The sequence below is a fragment of the Streptomyces antnestii genome, assembly GCF_004005495.1.
GTDB lineage: Bacteria > Actinomycetota > Actinomycetes > Streptomycetales > Streptomycetaceae > Streptomyces > Streptomyces antnestii.
Window position 1 is genome coordinate 272,322 of the sequence record NZ_RZYA01000006.1, and the last position, 21,630, is coordinate 293,951.

Here is a 21,630-nt window from a genome sequence, read left to right on the forward strand (position 1 = left end):
CCCTGTACAGAGACTGGACAGCCACGGAGAGTACCGGCCTCGTCACTAGTCAGCGTACGTACACACGACCACGCTAAGTGACATGACTGACGAACTCACCTTCACGATCCGCCTGTCCGCAACACCCAGAGGCGCCCGCCTGGCGCGCCGCCTGACAGTGCAGCAACTCATGGACTGGCAACGCCCGTTCGAGACAGCAGAACACCTTGCAGCGGAACTGGCGAACAACGCGATCACGCACGGACGCGTACAGGGCCGGGACTTCCGCCTGACGCTCAGGCTGACGGAAGCGAACACCCTCCGTATCGAGGTGACGGACACGAGGGGTGACGTCCAGCCACCAGGCACCCCGCAATCCCCACCCGCGGAGGCAGCCACATCGGGCCGGGGCCTACTCCTCATCGACGCACTGGCGGACGGCTGGGGCACGACTTTGGGCCCGCCCCCGACCAAAACAGTCTGGGCGGAATTGGACGTATCGAAATGAGTCTGTCCGCATCGAGGAATCCACGACGCGGTGCACGAATACCCGGCCGCCCCCGCGATCAAAGACCAAGAGCCCTGGTAGAGAACCCACCCCAACCTCCCCCAACCCCCGTCGCCGCCCGACGGCAGCCCGACTAGGGCCTGTCCGGCCGATCATGCGGCTGATCCTGAACCGGTCTGAACCGGTCTGAACCAGCCTGATCCGGGAGGTCGGGAAACGAGGAAGCGCCGGACCGGGGGATTCTTGGCGCGCTAGCCCTGGTAGAACACTGACCGGTGGGTATCCAGGAGCGCGAGCGCAAGGTGTACCGGCCGCTGCGGCGGGCCGGCCTCGAGGTGATCCCGGACGCCGTGCCGGACGGCACGATGCCGTTCGTCTTCGGATACGGACGCGAGGACATTGTCGGCGGCTTCTCCCACCGGTACAAAACCCCACGGCTCGTCGAGCGTCTCAACGAGGACTGGTACGACCTGGCGGTCTCCTCGGGCCTTCTCGACCACCGGCGCGAGTTCCTCGTCCTGCTTCCTCACGGCGCCCACACGCACCAAGCCGTCCTGCATAAGCAGAACCAGGGCTATGGCCCCCGTGCCGCACCGGCGGTCTGGACCCGGGTCCGGCTCCTGGACCGCTGGGACATCATGGGCCGGGGCGCGGCATCGGCGTTCCTCGGCATACGTGCAGGCCACCCGGGCTTCGGGATGATGGCGCTCGACAGCAGCGTGTACATCAGCTGCTCAACGGGCGAGATCGGTGTCGACGTGATTACGGTGGCCCACCCGGCCCGCTCTGAGAACATCCTGAAGTACCTGGAGTGGTACGCACATTGGGACTATCCCCGCGCCGACAAGGAGCTGCAGAAGCGGATCGCCGTCTGGCTCACAGGCCGCGCGCCGAGTGCCGTCAGCCGTCATGGGGCGGGTTGACCTGACGGTCTCGGTCGACTCCACCGTCGTGCGTGCACATCAGCACGCCGCCGGCGCCCGCACCAATCCGCGGAATCGGAACACCGTCGAAAACCGGTCCCTCACTCACACGAGTGATCACACCCAACTCAGCTTGCATTACACGGGGTTCACACCCCACGCTCACCCACAACAACCTAATAAACAGAACGGCCCCCGCAGGGACTGGCATCCCAAGGCGAGGGCCTGACCACCAAGGAAGCGAAACCCTTCCCGATGGCTGATCAGCAGCTTAACGCGCCCCCGTGCGCCAAGCCGGGCGTTCCCCCGGACAAGACCCCCGCCGGCGGCATCCGCCACGTCAACCGCCGCCACGCCAACCGCTACACGGTCGTCGGCAACCACCTGACGCAGCACCGCAATCTGTCGCTCACGGCGATCGGGCTCGCGGCGCACATCCAGTCGCGCCCAGCCGGCGCCAGCGTGACGATCAAGTCCCTGGCGTCCCGCTTCCCGGAGGGCGAGGTCCGCATCGCGGCGGCGTTACGCGAACTTGAAGCACACGGCTACCTGGCCCGAACCCGCGAACGCCTCCCGTCAGGCCGAGTAGTCACGCACACGACGTCATACAACAACCCACCAGCGATGACGGCTGCCTGCGCACAGCCGGAGCCACCAGCACCCCGAAGGCCTCAGGCAACCCCTCAGCCTCCCCCACCACCACGGCCTACCCCCGCCCCCGCCCCCACGGGCCCGGCCGCAACGCTCCTCACAGACCTACGCCGCCACGACCCCCGCCTCCTACTCTCAACACGCGACGTACACCGCCTGGCCCCCGCGCTGACGACATGGCTGGACCGAGGCATCCCCTTGGAAGCAATCCGCCGAACCCTGACGGCGGGCCTCCCAACGGACCCCCTCCGCAACCCAGCGGCCCTCCTGTCCCACCGCCTGACAGAACTACTCCCCCCACCCCTCCCCCCAAGCACTCCTACACCCCCGCCCCCACCCCGCCCGGCCCCCCTCCAAAACTGCAACGGCTGCGACCGAGCCTTCCGCTCCGCCACCGCGGGGAAGTGCCGCTCGTGCCAGGACGCCACACAGGAAGCGGCCTAGCATGAAACTCATGACTCCTGCCCCCGGCAACGCGCGCGCGGCAAACCACCCCTACCGGACGATGCGGGAGTTCGTTCAGGCGATGGACGACACCCTCCCCGGCAAGTTCGAGATCACCAAAGAGGGGATCGTCCACGACATGATGTCGCCGGCGAAGTCACACGAGTTGACCGCGCTGCGCATCCGGAAGCGCCTGGACAAGGTGCTGCCTGACGACCTGGTCGCCCACACCGGCACGCCGGATGTGGAGGACGCGCCGCAAGGCATCATGCGCCACCCGGACGTCATGGTGATCGCGGAAGCGGACATGGAGGGCGAGGGCGCATTCGACCCGCGCACGCTTCTGGCCGCCGTCGAAATTGTCTCCCGCTCGAACCCCGACAACGACTGGGTAGGCAAGATGCGGGACTACCCGACGATGGGTATCCCGGTCTACGTCATCTTCGACCCACGGACGGGCACCGGCTCCGCCCTGACAGACATCCACCCGACCCCGCAGGGCCCGCGCTACGCAACGCGTAAGGACTTCGTCTACGGCGAAGACGTCACGATCGCCGACTGGACCATCTCGTCCGAGGGTCTACCCCGGTATGAATGACACGAGACCGACCTCTGACTCCGTGCCGCACTGAGCCTTCCAGAATCCTTATTTGCAGTCGGATGAAAACAAACTCAGAGCTCGCCTTACCTTCAGATTTCACGACCCGAGAAACGCTACCCCTTTGCACCCGATGGGTAGCTAGGAATTTCTTTGGGGAATGTCAAGGCATCTTGACACTCGCCAACCTTGTAAGCATGCTGCGTGAGCTGGTAAGCGAAGTTTGTTAGATCCTGACGCAGGGCCGCACCCTTGACTCGACTCTCCCCTAGCACCCTCACCTCCGCAATCAGGGCATAGGGCTGCCTGGCAGTGGACGCCTTCACACCACGCGGTGCGCAGGGAGCATAGATGGAGGCTATGCGGGTTTTCGAGAGCGCCCGCACTTCACCGACGCCGACTTGTAGCGCCTTACCCTCTTCTGCCCCACCGTAACCCTCATAGAAGTTGCTCCAGCTCTTTGCGGACACAGCTTGAACCTTCACTTCTCCTGAGACGAGCGAGTGGCCAGTTGTGTCCACACGGCAACCGAAGAACAAGTTCTCCCCCGTTCCCGTCACGCTGCCGTCTTCGCTTGCCGAACGGGCATCCGGTAGCACTTGGGCCGCAACCTCTCGATCGACCGCCCCATCGCACACCTCATCCGGAAGCCTGTCGAGACCCTTGGTGAATATTTGCTGATAACCGACCAGGCCACCAATTGCCAACCCGCAGACAATCACCACGCCAATCACGAAATCCCTCGAACTCTTCTTCACGACGAATTTATTCCTGACCTCATTCATGCGGTAGGGCGCTTCTCCGCGTCTTCCATGATCCTGTCACTTTCACTCCAGCCATGATTGACCGCGTTTCGAACGAAATCCATAGTGCCGTCTTTCGGCAACTGCACATGGTGTCGCTTCATCGCATCTTCAACCGACCACTGAGTCTGCTGGTTGACGGAGTCCTGCGTCTTGTTGAGTTCCTGGCCTGTTCGATAAAGGGCTTGATCAGTAGCTGAATCTAGTTCTCGACCATCAAAGATTCGGTCGACAGCCATACTGGAAACTCCCCCGAAGAATCCGCCCCCAATAGCTCCCGCCAATGCACCTGCAGGCGTTGCAGGAACCAACGCGACAGACCCGACTCCAACGCCCGCGGACAGGACGGCCTTAAAGAACTCCCCCTGCTGTTTAGTAGCGTCGTTCTCAGCCTTCTCTGCATCTTGAGCGCTGCCGATATCCGCATCTGCCACGGAATGACCGACGATTCCCTCAATGATCCCTGCATTCTGACTGATATCACTAAGGACTTGCTGCCGAGTCCCGTCGAACAGTGAAGGATTGGCCAGATGGGCGTCAAGAAGGCTTCCCGTATAAATGGTCTCGCCGTATCGGATAGCGGCCCTGCCATTTGCGTCGTGAGCCACCTCCGTCAAGAAACGAGTCACATCCGTCCGCTCCAGGCCTGTGGGATCCGTGCTCGTCGAGAGGAAGACATTCTCAGCACTGGGGCCACCCAACGCCCGGCTGATTTCTGGCATGTATGAGGCTGCCATGTGCCCGAAGCTCTCTCCGATTGCCTCGCCAACCAGGCTCCCACCTCCTGAATCGAGGACCCCACGCCCTGGATCGGCAACGGCGTGCATGACGTTCCGCATGATCTCAACCTGCGCCTTGCTGTGCGGAAGGGCAGCATGAGTCTCATCGCCAGCAGCAACTCCCGTCACTGCAGCCTCCAAAGCGTGCCCCAGCGACGTTCCCCGGTCTGTGTACTTGCTGGTGCCCAGCATGTGGTTGAGGTCCGACTTGGACTGGAACGCATTGACTGCTGCCTCAGGGTTATGAGAGAGCGCATCGAACAGGCCATTCAGGGGGTCCCGGCCGTCACCTTTACCGAAGACGAGATCCACACTTTGGTTCCCGGTTTCCCAGAGCTCCTTTGTGCTCGACGAGCCAGCCCCCAAGTCCGCCTTGAACAGCTTGGCACGGTATTCATCGAGGAATTCAGTGTCGAATTGCCCTTGACGCATCAAGCTACTCATAACTTGAGCACCGAGAGCCCCACGCGGACTCCTATTTGGATCTGTGGGGTCGACCAAAAAATTAGTATTAGTCTCCTTGAGAATATTCTTCTTCCAGTCCTGCATATCCCCCGAGTCCGAGAAGGATGCGGTGGCCAGAGTCATGCTCATATTCTTTTGAAGGCTCTTCAACTGGTCGAGATCGGCACCCCTAGCCCCTGCAAATTTATCCGTTACATCGGTCCAGAACTGAAGCGTCTTCTTGGCGCCGAGCTGAGTTGCGAGGCGCTCTGAGAACAGGGGGTCGTCGTGGTACTTCTTCAAGTATCCGTTGAACTTGGCGATGTCATCGAGTGACATGTCCTTCGGATGCTTGGCCATGTTGGCCATCGCCTCGGCATCCTTGAGAGCCTGAGCAGCGTGATCCCTATCAGGATAATTGGCGTCGGAGAAGCCGTATTTGACCGCATCAACGATTGCCTTCAGGACTTCTTTGGCCGACTTGTCGGACTGGGTGGCATTACTCAGGATTCCGGCGATCTCATCCCTGAAGTCGGTCACATCTTGCTGGCTGTGGTGAGGAACTTCTGTTCCCTTGCCGGCACGGTCGGGATGGATGTTCATCTCCACGCGAAATGTGCCGCCACCTGTGTCTGTCACCGTCAGGTTCTTTTTCGCTCCACGATGAACGGCATCATTGAGCTGCTCAGAGAAACGCTTCAGTTCACCGTGCGTGTCCTTGAGGATCTTCGCGATGGTGTCTGCCTGGGTGTGGGCATCGGCGAACTCTGCCGCTGTCTTAGCGATGAACTCGCGGGTCACTCCAGCATTTACGCCGGCCCAACGAGCTTTGACTGCCTTCTTCTTGAGGTCCTGCTCAGCGTCCTCCTGGAGGTCCTTGAGCTTCTTAACCATCTCCTCCCAATCGGTAACAGCCTCACCGAACTTGGAGAAGTTAGCGAATCGCAGGGCGTCGAGATCCATCAGTGCCCCGCCCTGTCGTCGAATCCCTTGTTCAACACGGAGATGCTGCTGATCGTGCCCCCGATGTACACCTCGTCCTTTGCGTGCGCACCCTTCGTGTAATCCAGATGGTTGGAGATGTGCGCACACGCATCGAGAAGGGACTGCACCTGGTCCACCCAGCGCTCGGCCACGTGATCGAGACCCTCACCGACCTCAAAGCCTTCCGACTTCAGGCCTCCTGCGGCAGCCATGGATGCGATGCGGGCGTGATCGCCATAGTGATCGAGTCCTCCGTACAGGCGATACGCCGCGTCCCCGACTGCGGCAAGATCTGTCTGATTCACGCGAAGGTCGCCCTGCTCGTTCCCGGCCCCACCACCACCCGGGTCTGCCAACTGGTTCAACTGCATCCCGGTCGAGCGCTTCTCGACCGCTTGGGCCTTCAGCTGCTCCCACTCTTCCCACGCCATGCGAGACCTTCCCCCGTGCATACGTTGTTAGTTCGGGCGCACCATCGACGAACCTAGCAATGCGCTCAGGAACCGATGCCTTGCCAACCAACAACAGGCCGAAACCAGCCGGTGCCAGCGCACCCTGGTGACGGTCGGCACGTACTCGGTGCCGTACCTTCACGTTGCCATCACGATTGGACACGATCCCTGCTAACCGCCGTCACCGGCCGGGCTGGGGTCGCTCGGGTCCTTGAAGGGTGCGGGGTGAAAGGCGCTTCGCACTGCCGAGGGAACTCATGCCCGCGCGTCACACTTCCCTGACGGGCATGCAGTGCCACACAGCCCACCCACCCCCTCCCAACCTCTCTAGTAGTCTCGCCGGGCAGCTAAGACGGACGGGGGGCAGTTGCAGATGCGCACGCCAGAGGTAGGGGTGACGAGCGAGAGTCGGGCCCCTCGGGGTACGGGTCCGTATGCCGTGATCACCCGCCTCGATGTCCCCGCCTCCCGCCTCCCCGTTCCCGCCCCCGTCCCCGTCCCCGAAACCCGCTACATCGCCCGCGGCCCCGATGGTGACCGGACGGTGCTCGTCAGCGTTCCGCTCGCCGGAGCCGATCCCCAACGCTTCATGGTGGAAGCCGACGCCTCCCGGTACCTCCTGGGTCCGTGGGCCTACCCCGCCACGGACCTGGCACGGCCCGGCGAAGCCCCATGGCACGCCCGCCCCTACCTCCCCGCGCTGCCGCTGCCCACCGCGCTGGCCGTGCACGGCGGCCCGCTCCCCGAGCGCACTGTTCGCGCCCTCGGTGCCGCTCTCGCCGAGACGCTCGCCATCTCGCACGGTCAGAACCTGACGCACGCGGGCGTCTCCCCCGCCGCCGTTCTCCTGGCCGTCGACGGCCCCCGCCTCACCTGCTTCGGAGCCGTGCGGGCTGCCGCTCCCGACGGCACCGCGCGTACTGGTCTTCCCGGGCTCGACCCGGGCAGCCTCCCGCCGGAGCAGGCCTCGGGCGGGCGGCCACGCCCGATGGGCGACGTATACGCGTTGGGCGCGACCCTCGCGTACGCCGCCACCGGCACCACCGCACCGGAACGGGAGGAGCTGCCGCCCGCGCTGCGGTCCGTCATCGGGAGGTGTCTCGCCCGCGATCCGGGCGATCGCCCTCAACTAGCGGAATTGCAGGAGTCGTTCAGCCCCGCGTCCACCTCGCCCGTCGCCACCCAGACCGCGTCACGCGCCGCCGCCCTCCTGGGGCCCGGCTGGCTGCCGGCGCGCGTCATCGCCGCCATCGCCCATCAGTCGGCGGCGCTGCTCTCCGCGGAGCCCGACTCTCTCGCCCCGGCCGCCCGCACCGCCGAACCCGGCCCGATCGCCCCGGCCGCCCGCACCCAGGACTGACAGCGACCACATGCCCTCCCCTCTCACGCACGACGATCCCGTCGCCCTCGGCCCGTACCGGCTCCTGGCTCGCCTCGGCAGCGGCGGCATGGGCACCGTCTATCTCGGGCGCACGGCCCGCGGCCGTACCGTCGCGCTCAAGACCATGCACGCACGCATCGCCGCCGATCCCGACTCGCGAACCCGCTTCCGTCTCGAGGTCGATGCCGCACGGGTCATCGGCGGCCGGTACGGAGCCCAGGTCGTGGATGCCGATCCGCATGCCGAGACGCCGTGGCTCGCCACCGAGTACGTTTTCGGGCCGCCGCTCGACGACGCCGTCCAGTGGAACGGTCCCCTGCCGGAGGCGTCGGTCCGGGCTCTTGGGGCCGCGCTCGCCAACGCCCTCGGTCAGCTGCACCACTCCGATGTCGTCCACCGCGACCTCAAGCCGTCCAACATCATGGTCACCGCGTACGGGCCGAAGGTCATCGACTTCGGTATCGCGCGGGCGATCGGGGACGCCCGGCTCACCCGGACCGGCGCCGCCGTCGGCACGCCCGCCTTCATGTCCCCCGAGCAGGCGACCGGGCAGGAGCACGACGCGGCCGGCGACGTCTTCGCACTCGCGGGCGTCCTGGTCTTCGCGGCGACGGGCCACGGCCCGTTCGGCCAGGGCCAGCCGGCGGACCTGCTGTACCGGGTGCGGTACGGCGAGCCGGACCTCGGCGACGTACCTCCGGCGCTCACCCCCCTGCTGGCCCGCTGCCTGGCCAAGGACCCCGGACTACGCCCCACGACATCCGAGATCGCGTCCCAACTGCACGACGGGAGCGGCGAGTTCGCCGACCACCTGCCGGACGCCGTCCTCTCGGAGATCGGGCGGCGGGCGAGTGAGGTGTGGGCGGTGACGGCACAGCGGATGGCGGCGCCGACCGAGGGCTCACCTCCACCGGCACCGGCCGAGGGCTCACGTCCACCGGCACCGGCGAAGCCGACCCCCGTCTCGCGACGCCGACTCTTCGCCCTCGGGGGTGGTGTGGCAGCAGGCGTCGCCGCGGCAGCAGGAGGGTTCTGGTACTGGCGTGACCAGTCCGGGGCGGGAGCCGGCCCCGGAGGTCAGGGCGAGTATGCCGACAACGGTGCGAGCGCCAAACGAACGACGGGGCTCGCGCCCCTGTGGAAGGTTTCGGACCGCAACCGCCAGCATGAGCTAGGCCCGCTCGTCCCCCACCCTGTTCCGGGCACCGTCCTGATGGACCAAGGAGGCCTCGCGGGGCTGGCACCGCGCACCGGAGCCGCGAAGTGGGGTGTCATCAGCGGAGCGGGCAGTTGGCAGTACGCCGTGGCCAACGGCAAGGTCTACCGAATCGAGGAACCCAATCCGGACGTGGACCAGAAGCATCCACCACTCGCAATTCACAGCGTCAACAGTGACAGCGGCGGAACCCTCGCCACCGTCGCCCGCCTCTCCGACAGCAACGGCAGCCTCAGGGGCAACCAGCTCCTCTGCGTCGCCGACGAGGTCCTCTACCTGGCCGTCGGGGACGGCGCGGACCCGCCCAGCGGCGCGGGAGAGTTCCGGGCGAGCCAGAAGTGGACCCTGCGGGCCGTTGACGGCCGCACCGGGAAGACCTTGTGGACGCGGCCTCTGCCGTCGCGACGCAACGACAGCAATCGACTGCACTTCCTCGCGGCGAGGGTCGTCGGCAACCGCCTGATCACGCTCCAGGAGCGCGAGGAGGGTGCGGTACGCGTCGTACTACACAACACCCGTACGGGTGCCGTGAGTTGGGAAGCACCCTATTCCGTCGACGACCCCGAGACCGTACGTGAAGGCATCTCGGCGGACACGTCGCACGTCTATCTGGGCGCCGGGCAGCTGCGGGCCCTGCGCCTGAGTGACGGCCGGCAGGTCTGGTCCTCCAGGCCGACCCATGGGTACGGAGAGACCTACAGCCCTCCGACCCTCAAATCCGGGGTCCTGTACGCGGTCGTGGACGGGGCCGGCCTGGTCGCCGTCGACCCGCGCAGCGGAAAGCAGCGATGGGCGGAGAAGAGCGACACCCCGGGCAACGCCTTCGTGACTTGCCGTCCCGTCATCGGCGCCCGGTTCGCGTACTACAAGAACGGGGTGACGCTCCGAGCCGTCAGCCTCGCCTCACACACCGCCGCACGGACGTATGTCACGTCCGGCGAACAGTTCTTCGGTGACGAGCAGAACGGCATCGTCATCGCGGTCGCCAACAATTACGTGGCCGCGTACCCACTCGCATGACCAGCACATAAATCTCTTGAAGCCCATAACACCCCCGCCCAGAAAGCCAGCTCTCATGAAACCCCTCGGCACCGGCGACCCCGTCCGCCTCGGCCCGTACCGTCTGCTCGGCGTCCTGGGCGAGGGCGGTATGGGCAAGGTCTACGTCGGCCAGGACGACGCCGGGACGCTCGCGGCCGTGAAGGTGCTGCGCCCGGAACTCGCCCATGACACCCACCTGGCTCAGCGTTTCATCCGTGAGGCACAGGCCGCGCAAGCCGTCCGGAGTCCGGGTATCGCCGCGGTACTGGGGGCGCAGACCGAGGGCGGGCGCCCGTGGATCGCCACCGAGTTCCTCGCCGGGCCGACCCTCGACCAGGCCGTGGACGCCCACGGCCCCCTCGGCGAAGCGGCCGTACGGGCCCTCGCGGCCTCACTGGCCCGCACCCTTGCCGACATCCACGCGGCCGGGTTCATCCACCGCGACCTCAAGCCGCCGAACATCGTGCTGACGTCGAGCGGACCGCGCATCATCGACTTCGGCATCGCCCGGCCCGAACACGGCCTCACCCTCACCATCACCGGCCAGGTCCCGGTCACCCCCGGCTACGGCGCGCCCGAGCAGGTCCTCGGACAGCGTGTCTCGCCCCCGGCGGACGTGTTCTCGCTGGGCGCGGTCCTGGTCTACGCGGCCGGCGGCAGGCCCGCGTACAGCGGCGGGCATGTCGCGGCCGTTCAGTACGAGGTCGTGCACGGTGATCCCCAACTGGACGGCATTTCCCCGCAGTTGAGGACTCTGATCGCTCCGTGCCTGGCGAAGGATTCGGCGGCCCGTCCCACGCCCGGTCAGATCACCGCCGCGTTCGAAGAGCCTGGGAGCGCCGCCCGCCAGGTCTGGCGGCGGGGGCCTGTCGCTGAGGCGATCAAGGAACGTGAGGCCGGCGCACGGCAGTTGACCACTCAGGTCCCGCCGGCGGCCGCCCCGGACCTGACCCGGCGACGGCTGATCACCGGGTTCGCCGCGGGCGGCGCGGTACTGGCGGCGGGAGGCGGCGGTACCGCCTGGTGGCTGGGCGCGCAGAAGAAGAGGGAAGTAGAGCAGAGCAAGGATCCCTTCTACGCTCCGCCGCCGGTGCGCACGCCCAAGGCCACGCTCGACACCGGAGCCGGCGGCAAGCCCACAAGTCTGTGGAAAGCGGCCGGCGTGATGGACGGCGCACACGGGGGACTGCTTCCCGTGCGGGACGTCCTCGTCTTCGCGTCCCTGAAAGGCGGGTTCGCCGCGCACGACGTCCGGAGCGGGAAGCGGCGGTGGGCCGTGCCCGAGGCGCAGGTCAAGGCCGGCTGCCTCTCCCTGTCGGACCAGTTGATCGCGATGTCCGACGGCCAGGGAGCACTCCGCACGTTCGTCGCCTCGACCGGCCGGCCCAAGTGGACGTGCCCGGCGGCAGGGGCAAAGGCGCTCGTCGCCGCGGACGACCAATCCGTGTACATACTCACCGGCGACGACCGGCTGCGCAGCATCAGCCGTACTGACGCGAAGATCCGCTGGACGTCGGAGTTCCCGGCGGAATACCGCGAAAAGGTCCAGCACCGAGCGGTCATCGATGACGGACTGCTGGTGTTCGTGGGAGACGGCGGCGGCATCCTCACCATGGCCACGGCCGACGGCCATCCGGTGTGGTCGTTCCCGCAGAAGACGGATCTGGACATCTATCCGGCCGTCCACAAGGGAATCGTCTATCTCAACGGCGAGCCCCTGACGGCTCGTCGCCTGCGTGACGGAAAGAAGCTGTGGGAGTCCGAGCCCTCATATCGGCTCGGCGCGAAGGCCTGGGGACCGCCCCTGGTGTACGGCGACTCGATCTACGCGAACGACGGGGACCACACCCGGCGCATCCTGATGAAGGACGGCTCCGAGGTCTGGTCGACGCTGGGTGAGGCGAGCTACTTCAGCCCTGTGCTGCGTCAGGGAGGCGGACTCTGGGCCTACCTGTACAGGGAGGACTCGGCGCAGGTCAGCACCATGAACATCGAGGACGGCAAGGCCACGTGGGCTTACGGCCTGCCCAAGACGGACTACCTCGACGTGGCGGCGGACGGCAATCGCGTGTTCGTGCAGCACGACAGCTCGATCACGGCTCTGTCGGTCTTCTGACCTCGGCCCCTATTGTCCGCCGGGCGGGGCCCCGGGGCCGGACGGGTTCGGGTCCGAGGCGGGCCACGGGGCGTACGTGGGATGCGGTGGCGGGCTCGGAGCATAGGCTGGCGACGGAGGTTGCTGCGCGCCTCGGCTCTTACGGCGTCGGGCCAGCGGAACGGCGATGCCCGCGCCGATCAGCACGGCGGCGCCGATGCCGATCCACAGCGGGACGTCGCTGCCGCTCTGCTCGGCGGCGGCGGTCTGCGCGTCAGCACCCGATGCCTTCGGTGACGGGTACGTGATCACCTCGGGGACCGGGAAGTCCGGCAGCGGATACTTGCCGGCCGGGCCAGGGTTGCCGGGCTTCTGCAGGGCGATGCGGGGACGGACGACTCCGTAGCCGATGGCGTCGTTGCGCTTCGCGCCGTCCGTCGGACCGCCGATGGTGTTGAGCAGCACTCGAAGCACCTGGTTGTTGGTCCAGCTCGGGTGCTGGGACCAGATCAGGGCCGCGCTGGCGGAAGCGAGGGCAGTGGCATCACCCGTCCCGGCCGTTTTGCAGAGGCCGGTCTTACTCGCCTTGGTCCCGCACGCGTGCACCATGTCGACACCGGGGGCGGACAGGTCGACCTGTGCGCCCTTCTGGGACGTAGCCGTCGCGAAAATATCCCTGTTCACCGCACCGACGCCCACCACGCCAGGCGTTGCGGCTGGGTAGTTCAGTTCCCTGCCGCTGTCACCGCCCTCTCCCACCGACGCGAAGATCAAGGCCCCCTTGCCCAGGGCGTACTTCACCGCCGCGGTCAGCTCTGGCGAGCCGCGCATCAGCTCCTGGGAGACGTTGATGACCTGCGCTTGGTGATCGGCCGCGTAGCGAATGGCTCTCGCGAAGACGGGATTGTCCTTGGTCGCCAGCTCACCCATGCTGTTCGCATTCGCGATGTCAGGGATACGAATGGGCAGGATCTCGGCGCCCGGCGCCAGGCCGAAGGCCCCTCTCCCGCCGCCGTATGCGCCCGTCCCCGCGATCAGACCGGCCATTCCGGTGCCGTGCCCGTCGTAGTCGGTCCGCTCGTCGCCGGGCGAACGGGGCGCGAGGTCCTTACCCGGCACGACTCTGCCGACGAGGTCCGGGTTCGTGGCGTCCACCCCGGTGTCGACCACCGCGACGGTGATGCCCTTGCCGGTGCTGACCTTCCACATCTCTTCGGCGTGCATGCGGTCCAGGTACCACTGCTGGGAGCGGGTCGATTCGGCGTGAGCGGGGGCGGATCCCGCGCCTACCAGCACCAGGCCGACAAGGGCTGAGATGACCGCACCGTGGCGTCGGGTGCCGGTGCCCCCGTTGCTCCGGGTATGCGTCACGCAGACGGACCCGGCCCCTGCGGCCCGCCACCGTACGGCGAGTTCGGATCGTGGCTCGCGGGGTGGTGCTGCGGGGCGCCATAAGGCTGGTACTGCGGCGCTCCCTGAACTGGGGCATACGGGTTTGCGGGCTGCTGCTGGGCACTGCGGCGCTTGCGGTTACGGAGGACCGGAACGGCAATTCCCGCGGCGATCAAGGCTGCGACGCCTCCGCCGATGCCGATCCAGAGGGGGGTGCTGCTGTCGTCACCCTTGGACGCGGCGGCCGGCGCGGCGCTGACGTCATCCGGGGCGCCCTTGGAGGGCTTGCCGGCGGGCTTGGAGGCCGCGACAGGGTAGTCCGGCAGCGGGTACTTGTCGGCCGGGCCAGGGTCGCCGGGGTTCGTCAGGGCGATACGGGGCCGGACCGCTCCATAGCCGGTGAAATCATTGTGCTTTTCCCCGTCAGCTGCGCGGCCAATGGTGTTGAGCATGACCCGGAGGATTTGGTTGTTGGTCCAGTTCGGATGCTTGGACCAGATCAGGGCAGCACTCGCGGACGCCAGGGCCGTGGCATCACTGGTGCCACTGGTCCTGCAGAGGCCGGTGTCACTGGACTTGCTCCCACACGCATGGACCATGTCGGCGCCCGGAGCGGCCATATCCACTTGCTTACCGTGAGTGGACTCAGGGGTCATATGGAGATCCTTGCCGATCGCGCTGACGGCAACGACCCCCGGAGTGGCCGCCGGATATTCCGGCTTGTTCAGGCCGTCTCCACTGTTTCCACTGGAAGCGAAGATCAACGCACCCTTCTTCAGCGCGTAGTCCACCGAGTCCGTGAGTTGAGGCGAGCCTTCCATGGCTCCCAGGGAGATGTTGATGACCTTGGCACCTTGGTCCACCGCAAACCGGATCGCTTTGGGTGCAACTTGGTTGAATTGTTCAGTCCCGTAGTACTGATTACCAACCTTGTTCGCGTCCGGCATGCGAATCGGAAGGATCTTGGCGCCCGGAGCCAGTCCGAAGGCTCCCTGGCCACCCCGCCGTGCCCCTGTACCTGCGATCAGCCCGGCCATTCCAGTGCCATGGCCTTCGTAGTCGGTGTGCTCATCGCCGGTCTCCTTCGGCGCCAGGTCCAGGCCGTCCAGCACCCGGCCCTGTAGGTCAGGGTTGTTCGGTTCGACTCCGGAGTCGATCACCGCAACTGTGACGCCTTCCCCCTTGCTGATGCGCCACATGCTCTCGGCCTTCATCGCCGTGAGGTACCACTGCTTCTCGCGGTTGGATTCCGCCAGTGCGGGCGTAGCCGCGGCACCCACCAGCAGCAAACCGAGAGCTGCCGAGGAAACGGCTCGGCGGCCGTACCAATTGCTGCTGGCGGGCATGTGATTACCTCTCGCTGTTCTTGGGAGCGTCATCAATGACGGGCGGCATGTTCCCCTGGTCATCTGACTGCCAGGTCGCCTCGTTCTCTACGAGATAGTCCGGGCGGCCACCCCGCTCTTCGTCCTGGCGGCCCTGCGGTTGAGCGCCATGTGGCACAGCGCCTCCGCGCCCCGCCCGGCGCGCGCCGTCAGCACCTTCTTGGGGTGCTGACACCGCGCTCTGACCACGGACCAAGCCTGAGCCCCCGGAACTGAAGGAGCGGGTGTTCGCACGGCCTTGCTGCTGCGGCCGGCCCCCCACGATGCCACCGTTCTCGCCCGTTGCCCCGGTCACACGACGCCCCGAGGCCCCGCCGCGCGAACCAGTGGTCCCGGGCGTCGGCGCCGGCCTGGCTCCCGTCGTGCCCTGAGCCGACGAGCCTCGGGCACCTGCGGCACCCTCTCCGCCCATCACCGTGCCGCGAGGAATGCCCGTTGCAGGCTTGCCTGTTACCGGTTGAGGACGGCCACCCGACACTCCACCATTGGTCGGAAGTCGACCGGGCTGGCCCGACCCCGCTCGGCCCGTGGCGCTTTGGCCCGGCATCAGAGGGCCCCGTGTACCCGGCGTGGTCGGCCGCCCCGTAGCGCCCTCGGCCGACGGAATCCCCGTCCGGGGCGCACCTACGGCTCGGCCCGTCGGCGAAGTTCCTCGCGCTGTGATCGACGGTCCGGCGCCACGGGCAGTGACAGAATTTCGCCCTGCGCCGCCAAATACGGGCGGAACCATACCGATTGAGGGAGGCGTGACACCAGGACCGGTTGGGCCTGGCCCGACTGGGCCTGATCCGGTGGTGGGCACTGGAGGCTGCTTGACGTCAGGCAGCGTCCCTACCGAGTCGATACCCAAGTGCGTAGGACGCTCGTCAATACTCGGTACGGCTCGTCCCTGCGCGACGTCCGCGCGATGCCTTGTTGACACATCCGAGGTGACGGTGCGACCCGTCGCCTCAGCCACGCCGGTTCCGGGCATGGCCTTTCCAGCAACTCCGCCGTCGCTCTCCCCCTGGGAGGAGTGGTCTCGACCACGACTGTCGGGCACGACGGCATCGGGCGCCGGCGGGAACTTGGGCCGAGTCAGCCCGTTCATCTGCGTCGAGGACAGCGAATACGCATGCCCCAACTTCCGCATTTCGGTAGCGGCTTCCTGCCGCACCTTCTCCTTGTTGGCCGCGATCGCCTGGAGTTCACTCGCCGACTTGCTCGCAATGGCGCCGGCGTCAGGATCGTTGTGCGCAGACCTTGCCGCATCCAGATTCGCCTGGGCACTGGCCTTGTCTCGCGGGATGGACGCCTGAGCGGTACCGATCGCCTTCGATGCCTCGCCCAGCCACTTCGACGAGTCCTGGCTGAAGTCACCGAGCGTCAAGGTCGCATTGGCCAGGTCTCCGGCCCAGGTGCGAAACGCCTCCGCACCCTTCCCCTTCCACTCCACCCACTGAGGCCGCACCTTCAGGTCCTCAGCGATCGAGTGGATCTCCTTGGCCGCCGCGGCGAGCCGGTCGGCCGCTGCTTGCACCGAGCCGGAGTTCGCCTGGTCGAGCCACTCCAGCATCGCTTCGTGGCTCATGCCGTCAAACGGGTCCTTGGACATCAGAGACCAACCTCCGCTCCACCATGCTTGGCGCCCGCGCTGTGCTGGCCACCCTTGGCCGCGTCCTTGGCCCCGTCCTTGGTCCCGATTTCGTCAATCGCCGGACCCGCCCCCTGGTGCCACAGCTTGGACTTCTCGGGGTCGTAATCGCCGCCGTAGTGGTCCTTCGTCTCCGCCTTGATCGCCGCAACGCGATCCCGGAGGTCTGCGTCGATGGCCGCATAGCCCTTGTGAGACGCGAGAACAGCGATCCCCATCCCCTCTATGGAGTCGGAGAGGATCTTCGACAGGTTCTCCAGCTCTGTGAGCACCGTCTCGTACGACGTGAACAGACCGGCGGCGTCGCCCCAATCGCCCGCGCCGCCTCCGAACTGATGGCGGCCGAGTGGTTCCTGGCCGATCTTCTTGGAGCCCGCGTCCGACCCGCTGAGGTCCTTGATGAGTTGATCAACCCGCTGCTGGAACTTCGTGAACGACTCCAGCTCCGTGACGATGTCGGCCATTGCCCCCGACGCCATGGCCACTCCGCCGAGTGCCCCTCCGAGCGCCCCGCCGAAGAGCGGCAGCGATGCCGCTCCGCCCCCGTCGCCCTTGTCCTCTGCCATCGCGTCCTCCCCGTTCCCCCGTGTCGTTTCTCTGCAGTGGCGTCTGCCGATGGTCGTCGGCCGGCGTCGGCTGCGAAGTCTCGGTGACAACTCTAGCGACGCGCACTGTCAGTTCACACGTCACCCGTTGTCGAGACCATGCACATCGCGTCACACATCGACACGACACGTAACAAGTTGCAACGGGCAGGGGGTGTCAGTCCGTTGACGCCATCGCCGGGGCGGACGCAGGAGTGGTCACCGCTGCTTGGGGGCGGATCGGGAGGCGGTTTACCGGGCGGCCCGTGGCCGCGCGGACCGCTGAGGCTACCGCTGCCGGGGACGCGACCACCGGGACCGCGCTCACCGCCTTCGCTCCGAAGGGGGCCACCACGTCCCGTTCCTCCACGAGTTTGACGATGCGGATGTCGGGGGCGTCCAGGGATGTGGGGAGGGCGTAGCCGGTGAAGTCGGGGTGGCGGACCAGGCCGCGTGGGGTGCGGAGGTTTTCCGTGAGGGCTGCGCCGACTCCTTGAGTGACGCCCGCTTCGATTCGGGCGGCCAGTTGGGCGGGGTTCAGGATGCGGCCTACGTCCTGGGCAATTGCTAGTTCCACTACCCGTACCGAGCCCAGTTCGATGTCCACGTCCACGACCGCGCGGATCGCGCAGAAGGCGAGGCCTACGAACGCGTCGCCCTGGCCGTCCGCGTCGAGGGGCTCGGTCGGGTGGGGGCGGCACTGGGCCGTTGCCCACAGTTCCTTGCCGTCCATCGCCTCGGTGACCGTGGTCGAAAGGACTCCGTCGTACGACGTGATCTTGCCGTCCGCGATCTGGAGCAGCTCCGTGGACATGCCGAACTTGTGGGCGAGGGGCTGGAGGAGCTGGGTGCGGACCATTTTCGCGGCCCGTTCCACCGCTCCGCCGGAGACCCACGTGTGGCGGCCGCGGCAGCCTGGGCCCGCCGGGGGCTGGTCCGTGTCGACGGGCGCCACCTGCACCTCGTCGATGCCGAGCGTCTCCTGCACGATCTGGCGGGCGAGGGTGGTGAAGCCCTGGCCGGTTTCGACCGCCGCGCAGATGACCGTCGCGACTCCGTCCTGGACCTTGACCGTCGCCGTCGACACCTCGTCGGTGCCTTCCGCGCCGAGCATGTGGACCATGCCGATGCCGTAGCCGACGCCGCGGCGCACGGCTTCCGGTTCGCCCGCGCCCTCGGGGCCGCCGGGCAGCAGCCACTCGTCCTCGGGGGTGTCCCGGGGAAGTTCCGGGAGGGGGAAGTCCCGTACAGAGGTGAGGAGTTCGGCTACCGGGGCGGGGCACGTCACCGTCTGGCCCGTGGGCAGGACGTCGCCCGTCGCCATGACGTTGCGCAGGCGCAGCTCCGCCGGGTCGATGCCGAGCTTCTTCGCCAGTTTGTCCATCTGCGCCTCGTACGCGGCGCAGACCTGGAGGGCGCCCTCTCCACGTACGTGGCCGGAGGGCGGGTTGTTCGTGCGGACGGCCCAGCCCTCGATGAACGCGTGCGGCACGACGTACGGGCCGCAGGCGAAGGAGACGGCGGCGGCGAGCGCCTCGGACGACGTGTCGGCGTACGCGCCCGCGTCGAGCAGGATCTGCGCCTCGACCTTGACCAGCTTGCCCTCGGCGTCCGCGTGGTGGCGGTAGCGCAGGAGGGTGGGGTGGCGGTGGGTGTGGCCGAGGAAGGACTCCTCGCGCGTCGCGGTGAGCTTGACCGGGCAGCCGGTCTTCAACGCCAGGAGGCCGAGGGGGAGTTGGAAGCTCTGGTCCTCGCGGTCGGCGGTCGCGCCCGGGACACCGGTGACGACGACCTTCACGCGCTCGGGTTCGAGGCCGTAGCGCGCGGCGGCGAGGTCACGGTCGCCGTGCGGGTCGGTGGAGGCGATGTAGAGCTCCACTCCCCCGTCAGGACGCGGGACGGCGAGGCCGGCCTCGGCGCCGATGGGGGCCGGGTCCTGGCGGCCGATGCGGTACTGGCCCTCGACGACGATCTCGCCCGTCACGTCCTGGTCGCCGTGGCGCAGGGGGATGTGGCGGATCAGGTTGCCGTCGGGGTGCAGGGGCTCGGCGGCGAAGGACTGCTCGGGGTCGGTGACGGGTTCGAGGACCTCGTACTCGACGATCACGGCCGCCGCCGCCATGCGGGCGGTGTCCGGGTGGTCGGCCGCGACGGCGGCGATGGCCTCGCCGTGGTGGCGTACGACGTCGGAGGCGAAGACCGGGCGGTCCGCGGCGCGATGGCCGGGCAGGGGCGCTCCGGGTACGTCCTCGTGCGTGATGACGGCGTGTACGCCGGGCATCTCGCGCGCGTGGGTCGTGTCGACGGACAGGATGCGCGCGTGGGGGTGCGGGGAGCGCAGAACGGCCGCCCACAGCAGGCCCTCGGCCCACAGGTCGGCGGCGTACGGGAACGTGCCCTCCGTCTTGGCGCGCGCCTCGGCCGGCGTCAGGGGCGCCCCGATGCCGTGCGGCAGCGGTTCGGCCTCAGGGGTCACGGGGGTCGCGGGAGCCACGGGCGTAATGGCTGCTGCTTCGTCACTCACGCCTGGCCTCCGTCCTGGAAGTCCTGAAAGTCCTGAAAGTCCTGGAAGTCCTGAATGCCTTCGGTTGCGCTGGGTCCCGCCTGGCGCGGGATGCGGGCCTCGCCGGGTGCGTCACCTTCGTCGGCCGTGGTGTCAGGCATGGCGTCGGCCGTGGCGGCCTCCGCAGCCGCCCCGCGTTCACCGACGACCTGCTGTACGGCGTCCAGGATCCCGCGGTACCCGGAACAGCGGCACAGGTTCCCGCACAGGGCCTGGCGGGTCTCCAGTTCGGTGGGCGCCGGGTTGCCCTCCAGGAGGTCGTGCACGGTCATCGCCATGCCCGGCACGCAGAATCCGCACTGCACGGCGCAGCGGGCCGCGAGGGCTCGCTGCACGTCGGAGGGCTGCCCGTCGGCGGCCAGGCCCTCCACGGTGCGTACTTCGCTGCCGGCGGCGGTCGCGCCGGGTACCAGGCAGGACGCTACGAGGCGGCCGTCGACCTGCACGTTGCAGGCGCCGCACTCGCCCTGCGAGCAGCCGTCCTTGGCCCCGGCGAGGCCGAGGCGCTCGCGCAGGACGTAGAGCAGGGACTCGCCGATCCAGGCGCCGGTGACGGGGCGGTCGGTGCCGTTGACCCGCAGGACGTAGGAGGCGAGGGGGTGGTCGTCGTGGAGCGGGGGGGCGTCGGTGCCGGTGCCGATGTCGGTGCCGGCGGGGCTGTCGGGGTCGGGGGCGCTGTCGGGGGCGGGCTCGGCAGCGGTGTCGGCGGCTGCGGTATCCGGGTCGGCGACGGCGTGCTCTGCCGGGGCGGAGGGCTCGGAAACCTCGGGAGTCTCCGGAGCCCCGGGAACCTCAGCGGCTTCGGGAGCCTCGGAAGCGACAGGGGCTTCGGTCGCCTCAGGCGCCTCGGGTACCTCGGAGGTGAGCTCCGGCTCGGCGTCCGGCGCTGCCGGTACATCGGCCACTATCGCGACCGCCTCGGGCTCATGCCCGTGCCCGTGCTCGGACCCGCCCTCGACCGGCTCGAAACCAGGCTCGAACTCGGGCTCAAACCCGTGCTCGAACGCAGGCTCAGGCTCCGGCGCCGGCGCAGCCTCCGGCTCCGACTGCTCCTGCGCCCACCCCTCCGCCGCCCAGGGCGCCACCGCGCCCCCCGGCAGCGTCGCCGGAGGCGTCCGGCCCCACTGTGCGGCGAGGGACGACGTCGTGAACTCACCCGACTCGTCCGGAAGATCCCCTTCGGCGATGACCGGGATCGACCACTGCCCCGTCACGGCCGTCGGCTCATGGGCGGCCGTCGGCTCATGAGCGGGCCCGGGCTCGTGCGCGGCAGCCGGCTCATGCGCGGACGGCTCCCGGTGCGGCTCGGCCTCCGAGAAGTTCCACTGCCCGGTCATACCGTGGTCGCCGGAAAACCCATGATGGTCGTACGAAATCGCAGAGGGCGCGGAGGGCACGGAAGGCATCGCGGGCGCCGACGGCAGCATCTCCGGCGCCGCGGCCGGTTCGGGCCACTGCACGCCCCCGGTCGCGGCCCCCGTGACGCCACCCGTCGCGTCCGGCGGCAGGACCCACACCCCGGTCGCCGCCGGGTCCGTGGCCGAGGGGCCGCCGGGGGCGACGGTGATCTGGGGCGGTACGTAGCCGTGGCCCGGCGCGGCCAGGGGCGCGTCGGGGAGGCCGCCTTCGGGGAGCTGCACGAAGGCGGTGGCGTCCGCGTCGTAGTCACCCTGGGGCAACGGCTCCCAGCCGCCGCCCGGATGGCCTGCCTGGTGGCCTGCTTGATGGCCTGCCTGGTGGCCTGCTTGATGGCCTGCCCGATAAGGGTCCTGGTG

The 21,630-nt window shown here is 67.8% G+C and carries 15 protein-coding genes and 1 pseudogene; 7 read left to right on the forward strand and 9 right to left on the reverse strand.

All coding sequences use genetic code 11. From position 1 onward, the window contains the following. Positions 1 to 82: 82 nt before the first annotated feature. From EOT10_RS15840 to EOT10_RS15860, 4 genes and pseudogenes are all read left to right on the forward strand, one after another. On the forward strand, positions 83 to 487 hold the full coding sequence (locus EOT10_RS15840; RefSeq protein ID WP_127828833.1) for an ATP-binding protein: 405 nt from the start codon (positions 83 to 85) through the stop codon (positions 485 to 487). 275 nt (positions 488 to 762) lie between these two features. Further along, positions 763 to 1,410: a hypothetical protein gene (locus EOT10_RS15845; RefSeq protein ID WP_223280989.1), complete on the forward strand. Its 648-nt coding sequence runs from the start codon at positions 763 to 765 to the stop codon at positions 1,408 to 1,410. Further along, positions 1,376 to 1,471: pseudogene (locus EOT10_RS43115) on the forward strand (IS5/IS1182 family transposase); the annotation flags it as partial. The gene EOT10_RS15845 and the pseudogene EOT10_RS43115, both read left to right, overlap by 35 nt. Before the next feature lie 1,044 nt (positions 1,472 to 2,515). Beyond that, positions 2,516 to 3,103, forward strand: coding sequence for a Uma2 family endonuclease (locus tag EOT10_RS15860; protein WP_127828835.1), 588 nt, complete (start codon positions 2,516 to 2,518; stop codon positions 3,101 to 3,103). Positions 3,104 to 3,219: 116 nt separating this feature from the next. Here EOT10_RS15860 and EOT10_RS15865 read toward each other — a convergent pair whose 3' ends face one another. Genes EOT10_RS15865 through EOT10_RS15875 form a run of 3 tightly spaced genes read right to left on the reverse strand, consistent with a single transcriptional unit; the run spans position 3,220 to position 6,544 of the window. Next, complete coding sequence (locus tag EOT10_RS15865; RefSeq protein WP_127828836.1) at positions 3,220 to 3,888, reverse strand: hypothetical protein; 669 nt, start codon at positions 3,886 to 3,888, stop codon at positions 3,220 to 3,222. Further along, complete coding sequence (locus EOT10_RS15870; RefSeq protein WP_127828837.1) at positions 3,885 to 6,092, reverse strand: DUF6571 family protein; 2,208 nt, start codon at positions 6,090 to 6,092, stop codon at positions 3,885 to 3,887. Before EOT10_RS15870 ends, EOT10_RS15865 begins: the two co-directional genes overlap by 4 nt. Beyond that, entirely contained in the window at positions 6,092 to 6,544 is a 453-nt protein-coding gene (locus EOT10_RS15875) for a hypothetical protein (RefSeq protein ID WP_127828838.1), read from the reverse strand. Before EOT10_RS15875 ends, EOT10_RS15870 begins: the two co-directional genes overlap by 1 nt. A gap of 394 nt (positions 6,545 to 6,938) precedes the next feature. Between EOT10_RS15875 and EOT10_RS15880 the strand changes: the two genes are divergently transcribed. The 3 genes from EOT10_RS15880 to EOT10_RS15890 are packed head-to-tail and all read left to right on the forward strand — an operon-like array spanning position 6,939 to position 12,319. Continuing rightward, positions 6,939 to 7,925, forward strand: a complete 987-nt coding sequence (locus tag EOT10_RS15880) for a protein kinase family protein (protein WP_223280990.1) — start codon at positions 6,939 to 6,941, stop codon at positions 7,923 to 7,925. A gap of 10 nt (positions 7,926 to 7,935) precedes the next feature. Then, positions 7,936 to 10,182, forward strand: coding sequence for a protein kinase domain-containing protein (locus EOT10_RS15885; protein ID WP_127828839.1), 2,247 nt, complete (start codon positions 7,936 to 7,938; stop codon positions 10,180 to 10,182). A 55-nt stretch (positions 10,183 to 10,237) separates the two neighbouring features. After that, positions 10,238 to 12,319 carry a protein kinase domain-containing protein gene (locus tag EOT10_RS15890; RefSeq protein WP_127828840.1) on the forward strand — a complete coding sequence of 694 codons (2,082 nt, stop codon included), beginning with the start codon at positions 10,238 to 10,240 and terminating at the stop codon, positions 12,317 to 12,319. Between the two features lie 9 nt (positions 12,320 to 12,328). Here the strand turns inward: EOT10_RS15890 and mycP (EOT10_RS15895) are convergent, their stop codons facing one another. From mycP (EOT10_RS15895) to EOT10_RS15915, 6 genes are all read right to left on the reverse strand, one after another. Next, on the reverse strand, positions 12,329 to 13,522 hold the full coding sequence (gene mycP / locus EOT10_RS15895; RefSeq protein ID WP_223280991.1) for a type VII secretion-associated serine protease mycosin: 1,194 nt from the start codon (positions 13,520 to 13,522) through the stop codon (positions 12,329 to 12,331). 143 nt (positions 13,523 to 13,665) lie between these two features. Next, complete coding sequence (gene mycP, locus EOT10_RS15900) at positions 13,666 to 15,036, reverse strand: type VII secretion-associated serine protease mycosin (RefSeq protein ID WP_127828841.1); 1,371 nt, start codon at positions 15,034 to 15,036, stop codon at positions 13,666 to 13,668. A gap of 87 nt (positions 15,037 to 15,123) precedes the next feature. Continuing rightward, positions 15,124 to 15,264 carry a hypothetical protein gene (locus tag EOT10_RS41300; RefSeq protein ID WP_189491593.1) on the reverse strand — a complete coding sequence of 47 codons (141 nt, stop codon included), beginning with the start codon at positions 15,262 to 15,264 and terminating at the stop codon, positions 15,124 to 15,126. A gap of 1,404 nt (positions 15,265 to 16,668) precedes the next feature. After that, on the reverse strand, positions 16,669 to 17,274 hold the full coding sequence (locus EOT10_RS15905; protein WP_127828842.1) for a DUF2563 family protein: 606 nt from the start codon (positions 17,272 to 17,274) through the stop codon (positions 16,669 to 16,671). A gap of 196 nt (positions 17,275 to 17,470) precedes the next feature. Beyond that, positions 17,471 to 19,816 (reverse strand): xanthine dehydrogenase family protein molybdopterin-binding subunit, encoded by a 2,346-nt coding sequence (locus EOT10_RS15910; protein ID WP_127828843.1) that lies wholly within the window; start codon positions 19,814 to 19,816, stop codon positions 17,471 to 17,473. Next, positions 19,813 to 21,534, reverse strand: a complete 1,722-nt coding sequence (locus EOT10_RS15915; RefSeq protein ID WP_223280992.1) for a 2Fe-2S iron-sulfur cluster-binding protein — start codon at positions 21,532 to 21,534, stop codon at positions 19,813 to 19,815. The genes EOT10_RS15910 and EOT10_RS15915 overlap by 4 nt, the downstream gene beginning before the upstream one ends. Positions 21,535 to 21,630 lie beyond the last annotated feature (96 nt).

Coding starts and splice junctions, on each gene's coding strand:
- EOT10_RS15860 (WP_127828835.1), top strand. CDS start 2,516: ATGACTCCTGCCCCCGGCAACGCGCGCGCGGCAAACCACCCCTACCGG.
- EOT10_RS15840 (WP_127828833.1), top strand. CDS start 83: ATGACTGACGAACTCACCTTCACGATCCGCCTGTCCGCAACACCCAGA.
- EOT10_RS15875 (WP_127828838.1), bottom strand. CDS start 6,544: ATGGCGTGGGAAGAGTGGGAGCAGCTGAAGGCCCAAGCGGTCGAGAAG.
- EOT10_RS15880 (WP_223280990.1), top strand. CDS start 6,939: ATGCGCACGCCAGAGGTAGGGGTGACGAGCGAGAGTCGGGCCCCTCGG.
- EOT10_RS15870 (WP_127828837.1), bottom strand. CDS start 6,092: ATGGATCTCGACGCCCTGCGATTCGCTAACTTCTCCAAGTTCGGTGAG.
- EOT10_RS15865 (WP_127828836.1), bottom strand. CDS start 3,888: ATGAATGAGGTCAGGAATAAATTCGTCGTGAAGAAGAGTTCGAGGGAT.
- EOT10_RS15905 (WP_127828842.1), bottom strand. CDS start 17,274: ATGGCAGAGGACAAGGGCGACGGGGGCGGAGCGGCATCGCTGCCGCTC.
- EOT10_RS15885 (WP_127828839.1), top strand. CDS start 7,936: ATGCCCTCCCCTCTCACGCACGACGATCCCGTCGCCCTCGGCCCGTAC.
- mycP (WP_127828841.1), bottom strand. CDS start 15,036: ATGCCCGCCAGCAGCAATTGGTACGGCCGCCGAGCCGTTTCCTCGGCA.
- EOT10_RS15890 (WP_127828840.1), top strand. CDS start 10,238: ATGAAACCCCTCGGCACCGGCGACCCCGTCCGCCTCGGCCCGTACCGT.
- mycP (WP_223280991.1), bottom strand. CDS start 13,522: ATGCACGCCGAAGAGATGTGGAAGGTCAGCACCGGCAAGGGCATCACC.